Origin of the sequence: Pseudomonas sp. 2FE, assembly GCF_005503735.1 — a bacterium.
GTDB lineage: Bacteria > Pseudomonadota > Gammaproteobacteria > Pseudomonadales > Pseudomonadaceae > Aquipseudomonas.
The window spans coordinates 262,008-274,563 of sequence record NZ_SCMO01000002.1 but is presented as its reverse complement, the minus strand read 5'-3'; the positions used below and the strand labels follow the sequence as shown (position 1 = coordinate 274,563).

At 67.8% G+C, this 12,556-nt stretch carries 6 protein-coding genes; 3 read left to right on the top strand and 3 right to left on the bottom strand.

Annotated elements, in window-relative coordinates; genetic code table 11:
- Positions 1–53 precede the first annotated feature (53 nt).
- From recC to recD, 3 genes are all read left to right on the top strand, one after another.
- Positions 54–3,338, top strand: coding sequence for an exodeoxyribonuclease V subunit gamma (recC, locus tag FFS12_RS06345; RefSeq protein WP_137886059.1), 3,285 nt, complete (start codon positions 54–56; stop codon positions 3,336–3,338).
- The gene (locus FFS12_RS06340; protein WP_256657285.1) at positions 3,335–7,084 is read left to right on the top strand and encodes a UvrD-helicase domain-containing protein; all 3,750 of its coding nucleotides are present in this window, start codon (positions 3,335–3,337) and stop codon (positions 7,082–7,084) included. Before recC ends, FFS12_RS06340 begins: the two co-directional genes overlap by 4 nt.
- A gap of 121 nt (positions 7,085–7,205) precedes the next feature.
- On the top strand, positions 7,206–9,071 hold the full coding sequence (gene recD / locus FFS12_RS06335; protein ID WP_137886058.1) for an exodeoxyribonuclease V subunit alpha: 1,866 nt from the start codon (positions 7,206–7,208) through the stop codon (positions 9,069–9,071).
- A gap of 100 nt (positions 9,072–9,171) precedes the next feature.
- On the opposite strand, the gene FFS12_RS06330 is transcribed toward recD, so the two are convergent.
- From FFS12_RS06330 to FFS12_RS06320, 3 genes are all read right to left on the bottom strand, one after another.
- The gene (locus FFS12_RS06330; RefSeq protein ID WP_137886057.1) at positions 9,172–9,939 is read right to left on the bottom strand and encodes a TerC family protein; all 768 of its coding nucleotides are present in this window, start codon (positions 9,937–9,939) and stop codon (positions 9,172–9,174) included.
- 37 nt (positions 9,940–9,976) lie between these two features.
- Positions 9,977–11,284, bottom strand: coding sequence for a CitMHS family transporter (locus FFS12_RS06325; protein ID WP_137886056.1), 1,308 nt, complete (start codon positions 11,282–11,284; stop codon positions 9,977–9,979).
- Positions 11,285–11,756: 472 nt separating this feature from the next.
- Positions 11,757–12,539 carry an SDR family oxidoreductase gene (locus tag FFS12_RS06320; RefSeq protein WP_137886055.1) on the bottom strand — a complete coding sequence of 261 codons (783 nt, stop codon included), beginning with the start codon at positions 12,537–12,539 and terminating at the stop codon, positions 11,757–11,759.
- Positions 12,540–12,556: the final 17 nt, after the last annotated feature.

Here is a 12,556-nt window from a genome sequence, read left to right as displayed (position 1 = left end):
CTGCTACCCCCGCCTGCTACCCTAGGCGCCACCCATTCCACCGGCCGTTGCCCATGCTCACGCTCTACCACGCCCCCGATCTGGAAACCCTCGGCGAGTTGGCCACGACCTTGCTGGCCCAGCCGCAGCGCGAGCCGTTTGCGCCGGCCCTGGTGGTGGTGCCGAGCCAGGGCATGGGCCGCTGGCTGACCCTGGAGCTGGCGCGCAAGCAGGGCATCGCCATGCAGCTGGACGTCCAGTTGCCGGCGAAATTCGTCTGGGAAGTGTCGCGCCTGGTGCTCGGCCAGTTGCCGGAACAGTCGGCGTTCTCGCCGACCACCCTGGGCTGGCGCCTGTACGACTGGCTCTGCGCGCCGAGCAACCTCGAGCGAGCGCCCCGGCTGGCGCAGTACCTCGCAGGTGGCGATGAGCGCCGGCGGCTGTCGCTGGCGGCGCGCATTGCCGACGTATTCGACCAATACCTGCTGTATCGCGACGACTGGCTGGCCGCCTGGGAGCGTAATGAGCGGGTCGATCTGGGCCCCGACGAAGACTGGCAAGCGCTGCTCTGGCGTGAGCTGACCGCCGATGGCCACCCGCACCGGGCGCGGCTGTTGGAGGATCTGCTACGGCGCCTGCACGATGATAAACCCATCGCCGGCCTGCCCGAACGCCTGCTGGTATTCGGCATCAGCAGCCTGCCGCCGCACCATATGCGCGTGCTCGAAGGCCTGGCGCGGCATATAGAGATAGTCGTGTGCGCGCTTAACCCGTGCCGCGAAGCCTGGGGGGATATCCGTGATATCCGCGAGTTGGCCCAGCAGCCCTCAAGCGTAGCGGGCGCTCAAGAGTTGAGTCCCGATGATTGGTATCTGGATGTCGGCCACCCGTTACTGGCCAGCCTCGGCAAACAGGGCCGCGACTTCTTCGACGCGTTGTTCGCCCTGACCGCCACCGAGGGCAGCCAGGAGCTCGGCCTCTATTCGGAAGACGCCGATTTGCATGACAGCTCGGTGTTGCGCGCCCTGCAAAACGACATTCTGCGCCTGCGTACCCGTAAGCCCGAGGAACGCCTGGCGTTGCGCGCGGACGACCGTTCGCTGGAGGTGCATATCGCCCACTCGCCGCTGCGCGAAGTGGAAATCCTCCATGACCAGCTGCTCGCGCGCTTCGCGGCCGAGCCGGGCCTGACGCCCGATCAGGTGGTGGTGCTGACCCCGGATATCGAACGCTACGCGCCCTATATCGAGGCGGTGTTCGCCTCGAAGACAGGCGCTCCGCGCATTCCCTTCAGCCTGGCCGACCGCAGCCTGCGTGCGGAAGTGCCGCTGATCGAAGCCTTCCTCAGCCTGCTGGCCCTGGAGCAGAGCCGTTTCACCGCCGAGGAAATTCTGACCTGGCTGGAACAGCCGGCGATTGCCGCCCGTGCCGGCATCGAAAATGAAGACCTGCCCTTGCTGCGCGACTGGCTGCGCGAAGCCGGCGTGCGCTGGGGCCGGGATGCCAACCATCGCCAGCAGCTCGGCTTGCCGGCGGATGCCGCCTTTACCTGGCGCCAGGGCCTGGATCGCCTGCTGCTCGGCTTTGCCGCGCCGCCGCAATTGGCGGGCAGCGCGGCGCCGCTGCTCGGTGACAGCTGGCCGCTGGATGCCCTGGAAGGTGGCCGCGCGCAACTGCTCGGGCGCCTGGCCGGCTTCGTCCAGCGCCTATCTAGTCTTGCTGAAGATCTGCAGCGCCCGCGACCGCTGGCGTCCTGGGCCGACACGCTGCAAGGGCTGATCGACGGACTGTTCGATGAGCGCGAAGCCGGCGACACGCTGCTCCTGCTCAGCCAGGCCTGCGCGGCGCTGCGCGATCAGGCGACGGCCGCCGGTATCGAACGGCCGCTGGAGCTGGCGCTGGTGCGGCAGCAACTCAGCGCGGCGCTGGAGCAAGGCAGCGGCGCCTCGGGCTTTCTCACCGGCGCGGTGACCTTCTGCACCATGGTGCCGATGCGTAGCCTGCCGTTCCGCCTGGTCTGCCTGCTCGGCCTGGATGACGGCGCCCTGCCGCGGCGCACGCCGGCCGCCGGCTTCGACCTGATCAGCCAGCGGCCGCGGCGTGGCGACCGTGCCCGGCGGCTGGACGACCGTTATCTGCTGCTGGAGATCCTGCTCTCGGCCCGCGCCGCGCTCTACCTCAGCTACGTGGGCCGCGACCCACGCAATAACGCCGAGCGGCCGCCCTCGGTGCTGGTCAGCGAGCTGCTGGAATGCGTCGACCTGACTGCGGTGGTGGCCGACGGCAAGGCCAGCGCTCGGCTGACCCTCGCGCACCCGCTGCAGCCCTTCGCCCCCGGTAACTTCGAGTCCGGCGCCCATAGCGGTTTCGCCGCCCCCTGGTTCCGCGCCGCCCAGCGCCTGGCCGCGCCGCCGCAACTCAGCCCGGCGCCCTTCGCCAGCCGGCTACCCGAGCCGGATGCGGCCTGGCTGAGCATAGAGCCGTCGCAGCTGTTGCAGTGCTTCCGCCACCCGGCGCGCTTCCTGCTGGAGCAGCGTTTGGGCTTGCGCCTGGCGGACCGCGAAGAGGCCCTGGCCAGCGATGAACCCTTCGCGCTGGAAGGCCCGGCCTGGCGCGGCCTGCGCCAACTGGCGCTGGATGCGGTCGAGCGTGACTGGTCAGAGAGCCAGGAGCGTAACGTCGCCCGCGCCGCCGGCTGGCTACCCACCGGCGAGCTCGGCCATGCCCTGTGGGGCAAGCTGCGCGGCCCGGTGCGCGCCTTCGCCCCGCGGCTGTTCGAGGCGCGCCCGGAGGAACAGCCGCAGCCCTTGCTGGTGGATATCCAGCTGGCGGGCGTGCATATCCACGGCTGGCTGGAGGGCGTGACCGCCAGCGGCCTGTTCGACTGGCGCCTGAATGCGCCGAGTGCCTGGGATCTGCCGGCGTTCTGGCTGCGTCACCTGTTGCTCAACCTCAGCGCCACAGCCGGCATCGCCCGCGAAAGCCTGCTGATTTCACCGTCGAAAGACTGGCAGCTCGGCCCCCAGGCCAACCCGGCCGAACTGCTGGAACCCTGGCTGCAAGCCTACCGCGAAGCGCTGTGCGAGCCCTTGCCGGTGCTGTTGAAAAGCAGCTACGCCTTTGCCGAAGGCTTGCTCAAGCCGGGCAAGAAACAACCCCTCGATGCGGCCCGCAGCAAGGCTCAGCTGGCTTGGGAGGGCGCGGATTTCAGCCCGCTCCCTGGCGAGTCCCAGGACCCCTGGTACGCCCTGGCTTTCCGTGACCGCGAGGTGCTGGGCGAACGCTTCGAGCAACTGGCCGAGGCGCTGTTCGTGCCGGCCCTGCAAGCCCTGGCGGCGGATGAAGGGGATGACGAATGAGCCTCGACCTGCAAACCTCCTCCTTCGCCGGCCGCTCACTGATCGAGGCCAGCGCCGGTACCGGCAAGACCTGGACGCTGACTGCGTTGTACGCGCGCTTGTTGCTGGAGCGGCAGCTGAGCGTCGGGCAGATCCTGGTGGTCACCTACACCACCGCCGCCACCGCCGAGTTGCGCGAGCGTATCCGTGCGCGGCTGGCGGAGCTGCTGGCGGTCTACGAAGGCACGCCGAGCCAGGACGACTTCCTCACCCGCCTGCACGCCCAGTACCCCGGCGACGCTGCCCGCCGGCGTTTGCTGCTGGCGGTGCACGGCTTCGATGAAGCGGCGATTTTCACCATTCACGGTTTCTGCCAGCGCGCCTTGCAGGATGCGGCTTTCGAGGCCGGCGGCGACTTCGACAGCGAGCTGTGCAACGATGATCGCGAAGTGCTCGACGCGCTGTTGACCGATGCCTGGCGCCACCAGTTGGCCGAAGCCGACCCGGCCTGGGCGCGCTTTCTGGCGCAGAAGAAAATCACCCCCGGCGTGCTGCGCCAGCGCTTGCGCCAGCACCTGGGTAAGCCTTACCTGCGGATCGAACCGAGGGATGCCGTCGGTGCTGTCGGCAGTGGCGATGAACTGGCCGGCGCCAGCCAGGCCTGGTCCCACGCGGCCGGGCTCTGGCAAGGCCGGGGCTACAACTGGATCGAGCAATTGCAGGAGCACGGCGGCCTCAGCCAGAGCACCCACAAGCTGGCTAAATTGCCGCTCTGGTCGAGCGAGCTGGACAGCTATTTCGCCGACCCCGCCGCGCTGTTCGAGGTGCCGACCGGGCTGGAAAAGCTCGCCAGCAGCGCCCTGCACAAAGCCACCAAGAAAGGCTTCGAGGCGCCCGGCAGTGCGATCGCCGAGGCCTTCGAAGCCCTGCTCGAGGCCCTGGCGGCCGCCGTGCCGGCCGGTGAGAAACGCCTGATCGCCTTGCAGGTGCGCCTGCTCGACCAGCTCAACCAGGAGCTGCCAGCACGCAAGGCGGCGCAGCGCATGCTCGCCTTCGACGACCTGCTCAACCGCCTGAATGAAGCATTGCACGGCCCGGCCGGCGACGCTCTGGCGCTGGCCCTGCGCAGCCGCTACCCGCTGGCGCTGATCGACGAATTCCAGGACACCGACCCGGTGCAGTACGAGATTTTCGACAGCATCTACCCAGTAAATTCGGGCGTAGCGAGCGACGTGCTGGCAAGGACAAATTCGCCGGGAGCGAATTTGGACAGCTCTGCTGGCCCGCAGGGTGAAGGTCAGGACGACCTTCACAAGGCTTCGAGCGAAGACCGAGACAGTACAAGTAGTACCGCGAGGTCTGAGCGAGAAACTGACGCAGGCAGCGCTTCGCGCAGTAGCCCGAGCCTGTGTTTCGTCGGCGACCCGAAGCAGGCCATCTATGCCTTTCGCGGTGCCGACCTGGCGACTTACCTCAAGGCCCGCGAGGCCGCCGAACGCTGCTACGACCTGCCCTTCAACTACCGCTCCACGCCGGAGCTGATCGCCGCCCTCAACCTGTTGTTCGCGCGCCCGCAGCCCTTTGCCGAAGAGGGGCTGAACTATCCGCCGGTCAGCGCCGGGGTCAAACCACGGGCGCAATTGGTGCTGCCGCCGCTCTCTACCCAAGAGCAGGACGCGCCACTGGCGTTGGTCTGGCTGGGTGACGAGGAGCTGAACAAGGGCCGCGCCGACAGCCTAGTGGCCGTCGACAGCGCCCAGCGCATCGCCGGCCTGCTGGCCGCCAGCGCCCAGGGTCAGGCCTACTTCCAGGACGGCGAGCAACGCACGCCGTTGAAAGGCGGCGACATCGCCGTGCTGGTGGCCAACCACCGACAGGCCGCGGAGATTGCCGCCGAACTGGTGGCCCGCGGCGTACCCAGCGTGCGCCGTGGCAACCAGAGCGTCTGGCACAGCGAGGAAGCCGCCGAGCTGTCCGCCGTGCTCGCCGCCTATGCCGAACCGGGTCGTGAAGGCGTGTTGCGCTATGCCTTGTCGACCCGCCTGCTGGGCCGTGACGCCCTGCAACTGGCGCGCTGCCAGGACGATGAGCGCGCCTGGGATCGCGAGCGCGAGGACGCCGAGCTCTATCACCAGCTTTGGCAGCAACAGGGTTTCATGCGCGCCTTCCGCGCCTGGCTGGATCAGGAACGGGTCGCCGAACGCCTGCTGGCTGCGGCGGACGGCGAGCGGCGCCTGACCAATCTGCTGCACCTGGCCGAGTTGCTCCAGGCCGAGAGCCAGCGGCGACCGGGCCTGGAGCCGCTGCTGGCGTGGCTGAACGCGCAGCGCGGCAGCGAAGGCGCCGGTGAAGACGCCCTGCTGCGGTTGGAAAGCGATGCCGAACGGGTGCAGATAGTCACCATCCACACCAGCAAGGGGCTCGAGTATCCCCTGGTGTTCTGCCCCTACCTGTGGAACGGCAAGCTGCTCGGCAAGCACAAGGACAGCGCCAGCTGCCACGACGAGCACGGCCAGCCGCTGCTCGACCTGGGCAGCGCCAACCTGGACGAACACCTGCAGCGCGCCCGGCGGGAAGTCTTCGCCGAGCAGCTGCGCCTCGCCTATGTGGCCCTGACCCGCGCCCGTGACCGCCTGTGGCTGCACTGGGGGCCAGTGGCCGTACCGGCTCCGGTGAAAAAGACCGGGCTGCTACCGGAAGAAGGCCTGCACAGCAGCGCCCTCGCCTGGCTGCTGCATGGCCGCGATCTCGGCGGTGCGGACGCCCTGACCGAGCTGGCCGCGCACCTCAGCGAGCGCAGCGGCGCCAGCCTGCGGGATGAGCTGGATCAGCTGGTTGCGACCAGCGCCGGCACCTTCGCCCGCCTGCCGTTGTTGCTCAGCGAGGCCAGCGCCGCAGGTGAGCAGCGGGCGCAGCCGCCGGCCCGGCTGGCGCATTTCGAGCGCAGTCTGCACAGCGCCTGGCGCATCGGCAGCTTCTCCGGCCTGGCCGCCGGCCTGCACATGGAGGCGCCGGATCGCGATGGCCTGGTGATGCCGGATGCCAGCGAACCGGGGGCCGGCTTCTTCGGCTTTCCCCGTGGTGCCCGTGCCGGTACCTGTCTGCACGCCGTGCTGGAGGACTGGGTACGGGGCAAGGGCGAGCTGCCGCAACTGGTGGAACACGCGCTGAAGGCCCACGGCCTCTCCACCGACTGGACCGAGCTGGCTGCCACGCACCTGCAGCGGGTGCTCGACAGCGATCTGGATGGCCAGGGCCTGACCCTGGCCGCCCTCGCCCCGGCCCGGCGCCTGCCGGAACTGGGCTTTACCTTCCCGGTCGCCAACCTGGATGTGCAGCGCCTGCGGGCGATCCTGGCGGACCCGCTGCATGGCCTAGCCGCCCCCATGCGGGAAGCGGCGGCGCGGCTGGAGTTCGACGGCCTCAAGGGCTTCCTCAAGGGCTTTATCGACCTGACTTTCGAGCACCGGGGGCGCTGGTATATCGCCGACTACAAATCCAACTGGCTCGGCCCGGACGCCAGCTATTACGGCGGCGAGCGGTTGATCCAGGCCCTGGCCGCCGAGCATTACTACCTGCAATACCTGATCTATCTGGTGGCGCTGCGGCGCTTCCTCCGCCAGCGCTTGGCGGACTTCAACGACGACCAGCTGGGCGGCGCCTATTACCTGTTCCTGCGCGGCATGCCGAGCGCCGGGGTGTATTTCTCGCGTCCGGCCGACTCGCTGCTGGATGCGCTGGATCGGCTGTTCGAGGAGGGTGTTTGATGTTCGCTGCCGCATGGCTGAAATCCGTAGGGCGGCCTCGCCGCGCAGCGGCAGCCCGCCAGATTGATGGCGTACTGCCTGCGGCGAGTACGCCCTACAGACGATGCCGGGAGTTCTGCCGATGAGCCTGTCCGCCCTGCCCCTCGGCCCGTTGGAGCGGGCCTTCGTCGACAGCCTGCAGCGCCTCGATCCCCAGGCCGGCGAAGCCGTGCTGGCGGCAGCTGCGCTGACCTGCGGCGCGCTGGGCGAGGGCGATGTCTGCCTGCCATTGCGCCGTTGGGCCGGGCAGTGGGCCTGGCCGGATGCGGGTGGCGGGCTGCTCCTGCCGGCCTTGGCCGACTGGCGCGGGCAGCTGGCGGCTTGCTCCCTGGTCGGCCTGCCCGGCGCCTTCGCACCGCTGATTCTGGATGGCGAACGCCTCTACCTGGCCCGCTATCACGCCTACGAGACCCAGTTGGCGGAGCAACTGCTCGCCCGTGGGGGCGCCAGCCCGGAGATCGACGAGACGCTATTGGCCGAGGGCCTGACCCGGTTGTTTGCCCGTAATAGCGCCCAGGTCGGGCCGGATTGGCAGCGCCTCGCCGCCGCCCAGGCGGTACGCCGCAACCTGGCGGTGATCTCCGGCGGCCCCGGCACCGGCAAGACCAGCACAGTGGTGCGCCTGCTCGCGGCGCTGCTCGAACAGCCGGGCGGTTCACGCTTGGCCATCGGCCTCGCCGCCCCCACCGGTAAAGCCGCCGCGCGCATGGCCGAGGCGATCCGCACTGCCAAGGCCGAGCTGCCGGTCAGTGACGCGATCAAGGCGGCGCTACCGGAAGAGGCGCGCACCCTGCACCGTCTGCTCGGTAGCCGCGGCGACAGCCCGCGGGTGCGGCATAACGCCGCCAGCCCGTTGCCGCTGGATGTGTTGGTGGTGGACGAAGCCTCGATGGTCGACCTGGCACTGATGGCCAAGCTGGTCGACGCCCTGCCCGCGAATGCGCGACTGATCCTGCTCGGCGACAAGGACCAGCTGTCCGCCGTCGAAGCCGGCGCGGTCTTCGCCGAGCTGTGCGAGGGCAGCGGTTTCGCTGCGCACACCGCAGCCGCCTTGCAACGCCTGACCGGGCAGTCGGTGGCGGTGCAGACCCCACGCTCCAGGCTCGGCGATGCCGTGGTGTTGCTGACCCACAGCCACCGCTTTGCCGGTGACAGCGGCATTGGCGAACTGGCGCGGCGCATCAACGGCGGCGATGCGGCCGGAACCTTGAATCTGCTCAAGGAGGGCCGCGCGGATCTGGCCTGGCAATCCCAGCCGGCCCCGGCCGCCCTGCTCGACCGCCTCGAGCAGGGGTATGCGCCCTATCTGGCGGCCGCCCGCACGGGCGATCCGACGGAAAGCTTCCAGGCCTTTAATGCCTTTCGCGCGCTGACCGCCCAGCGCGAAGGGCCCTGGGGCGTGGCGGGTATCAACGAGGCGCTGGAGGCGCGGATCAAACGTCGGTTCGGCCTGCCCAGCCGCGAGCGCTGGTATCCTGGCCGGGCGGTGATGGTGCGCCAGAACGATTACGCCCTCGGCCTGTTCAACGGTGACATTGGTATCTGCCTGGCCCGCGAACACGGCCTGCGGGTCTATTTCGAGAGCGCCGGCGAGGCCGAGCACAGCTTCCGGCCCTTCTCGCCCGCGCGCCTTCCCAGCCACGACAGTGCCTTCGCCATGACCGTGCACAAGAGCCAGGGCTCGGAATTTTCCGAGGTGCTGTTGGCCCTGCCGGAAACCCCGAGTCCACTGCTGACCCGCTCGCTGCTCTACACCGGCATCACCCGGGCCAAGCACAGGGTTGAACTCTGGGCCTTGCCGGCGCGTCTCGCCGAAGCCGTCAGCACCCGCGCCGAGCGCGCGGCGGGCTTGGCCGAGCGCTTGGCGCTGAGCCCGGCGCTAGCTGCGTCGCGCAGTGCTTCGGCCGCGGCGGTTGCGCCGGGGAGCGATCAGCTCAGTTTGTTCTGACCCCAACAGCTAGGTGCAGCGCAATCCGGGCCTTTGCGGCAGCGACGTGAGCAAAACAATGGGGCCACCAGGGCCCCATCGTTGTTCCAGCAGGTTCGGCTTACTCGCCCGGAATATCCTTGCGCAGCTTCACCGGCTCGCTTTGCTGTTGCTTCTTCGCCCGTGCTTCGCGCATGCGGATATTGATGGCTTCGACCGCCAGCGAGAAGGCCATGGCGAAGTACACGTAGCCTTTGGGTACATGGGAATCGAAGGCTTCGGCGATCAGCACGGTACCGACCATGATCAGGAACGACAGCGCGAGCATCTTCAGCGAGGGGTGCTTGTCGATAAAGGCGCTGATGGTGCCGGCGGCCATCATCATCACCAGCACTGCGACGACTATCGCGGCGACCATCACCGGCACGTTGGAGACCATGCCGACCGCGGTGATCACCGAGTCCAGCGAGAAGACGATGTCGATGATGGCGATCTGGATGATGGTGCCGAGAAAGCCGCCGGCCATGCCTTTGGGCTCATCGAGGGTTTCGTCCTCGCCTTCCAGGCCTTGGTAGATCTCGCTGCTGCTCTTCCACAGCAGAAACAGGCCGCCGAAGAACAGAATCAGATCGCGTCCGGAAAAGCCCTGTTCCAGTACCGTGAACAGGTCGGTGGTCAGGCGCATGACCCAGGTGATCGACAGCAACAGCAGGATCCGCGTGACCATCGCCAGCGCCAGACCGAAGAAGCGGGTCTTCGGCTGCATGGCCTTCGGCATGCGGCCGACCAGGATCGCGATCATGATGATGTTGTCGATGCCGAGGACGATCTCCAGGGCCGTCAGGGTGAAAAATGCGACCCAGATTTCCGGGCTGGTCAGCCATTCCATGTAAAACCTTCCTCTTGCGGTGGCGCAGTCAATTTAGTCAGTGGCTGCCGAACAGCGGGAAGATCCCCATCAGCAGCGCGGCGAACAGGATACACAGACAAACCAGCACTGCCCATTTCAGGGTGAAACGTTGGTGCTCGCCAAACTCGATGCCGGCCAGGCCAACCAGCAGGTAAGTCGAGGGTACCAGCGGGCTGAGCAGATGTACCGGTTGGCCGACGATCGAGGCGCGGGCCATTTCCACCGGGCTGATGCCGTAATGGCTGGCGGCCTCGGCGAGCACCGGCAGGACGCCGTAGTAGAAGGCGTCGTTGGACATGAAGAAGGTGAACGGCATGCTCGCCACGGCGGTGATCAGCGCCAGATACGGGCCCATGGCGTCTGGGATCACCGCCAGCAGGCTCTTCGACATGGCGTCGACCATGCCGGTGCCAGAGAGGATGCCGGTGAAGATCCCCGCGGCGAAGATCAGCCCGACCACCGCCAGGACGTTGCCGGCATGGGCGGCGACGCGCTCCTTCTGCTGCTGCAGGCAGGGGTAGTTGACGATCATGGCGATGCCGAAGGCGAGCATAAACAGCACCGGCAGCGGCAGCAGGCCGCTAATCAGCGCCAGCATCAGGGCGGCGGTGAGCGCGCCGTTGAACCAGATCAGCCGTGGGCGGCGCGCGTCCGGGTATTGCGACACGCTGATGGCGCCGTGCTCGATCTGATCGCCGGGCAGATGCAGTTCGCCGAGGCGCGCGCGCTCGCGTTTGCCATAGAGGTAGGCGATCAGCAGGATCGCCACGACGCCGGCGAGCATGGCCGGAATCATCGGCACGAAGATGGCCGACGGGTCGACGTGCAGGGCGCTGGCGGCGCGCGCGGTCGGGCCGCCCCAGGGCGTCATGTTCATCACCCCGCCGGCGAGGATGATCAGCCCGGCCATGATCCGCGGGCTCATGCCCAGGCGGCTGTAGAGCGGCAGCATGGCGGCCACGCAGATCATGTAGGTGGTCGCGCCGTCACCGTCCAGGGACACCACCAGCGCCAGCACCGCGGTGCCGACCGAGACCTTCAGCGGGTCGCCCTTGACCAGCCGGAGAATCTTGCGCACCGCCGGGTCGAACAGCCCGGAGTCAATCATCAGGGCGAAATAGAGGATGGCGAACATCAGCATCACGCCGGTCGGCGCGAGCTTGCTGATGCCCTCCAGCATCATCGGGCCGATCCCGGCGGCGAAGCCTCCGACCAGGGCGAAAACGATAGGAATGATGATCAGGGCGATCAACGCCGAGAGGCGCTTGCTCATGATCAGGTACATAAAGGTGACGACCATGGCGAAGCCGAGGAAGGTCAGCATGGGATTACTCCAGGCGAGTGGGTGACGTACGGGTCAACGGGCGCGGCAGCACGGCAGCGGTCGGGACGGGCGGCCTGGAGGATCGGAAAGGCGGGTGCAGCGCAGCAGGACAGAGCAGGAACTCGACATGACAAACCACCGATTGTTTTTTTTCTGGGGGCCCGCGGCTGGTAGCGGGAGGCTGGATGCTAAGCGGCGAAGCTTTCAGCAGGCTTTCGTTGGCGCAGGGGTGCGCCGGGAGAAAGAGCTTCCGACGGGCGGCTTTCAGCCGCTTACGCTTTTTATTGGATCCCCGCATTGCGAGGATGAGGGGTGGGGTTGTGTAGGGTGGAAAAACCGCAAAGCGGTTTTCCACCATAGGGGAGTCCAGGGTGCCTAGTGGGTGGATAAAAAGAGCGTTATCCACCCTACGTTTATTGATCCTCCGAGGCGGGAATCCAGTGAGCGACGCCTCCGCTACTTAGAGGGGCGATCAGCTCTTCAGCAAGCCGCCATCGACCGGGATCAGCGCTCCGGTCACATAGCCTGCCAGCGGGCTGGCGAGGAAGGCCGCGATAGCGCCGAATTCCTCGGCCGTGCCATAGCGCCCCAGTGGGATCGCCGCCTGCTCCTGGGCCACCAGGGTGGCCACCGGCGTTGCGGTTTTCTGCGCCGCGCTATGGATCAGGCTCTCGGTGCGCTCGGTCCAGAACATGCCGGGCATCAAGGTGTTCACGGTGACGCCGTCGGTTGCCACCTCGGCCGCGAGCGTCTTGCCCCAGTTGGCCAGTGCCGCGCGCAGGGCGCTGGATAGCACCAGGCCGGGGATGGGCTCGGTTACGCTGGTCGAGGAGATCATCAGGATGCGGCCAAAACGACGTTGGCGCATGGCCGGTAGAAACGCGCTGGTCAGCGTCATGGCGCAGAGCAGCAGGGCGTCGAGTTGCTCGTGCCAGAGGCGCGGGTTGAGGTCAGCCGCATCCGCGGGGGGCGGGCCGGCATTGTTGGCGACCAGAATATCGGGGTCGCCGATGGCCGCCCGCACCTGCTGGATCGCCGTATCGAGGGCGGCGACGTCGTTCAGGTCGGCCACTATGGCTTGGGCATCGCCACCGGCCTGCCGGATGCGCGCGACCGCCAGTTCCAGCTTGGCCGGGTTGCGCGCCAGCAGACAGACCCGCACCCCCTCCTTCGCTAAGGCCAGCGCCACGCCGAAGCCGAGTCCGGAGCTGCCGCCGCAGACCAGGGCGGTACGCTTTTCGAGAGCAAGCTTCATGGGGTCTCCATTGCCAG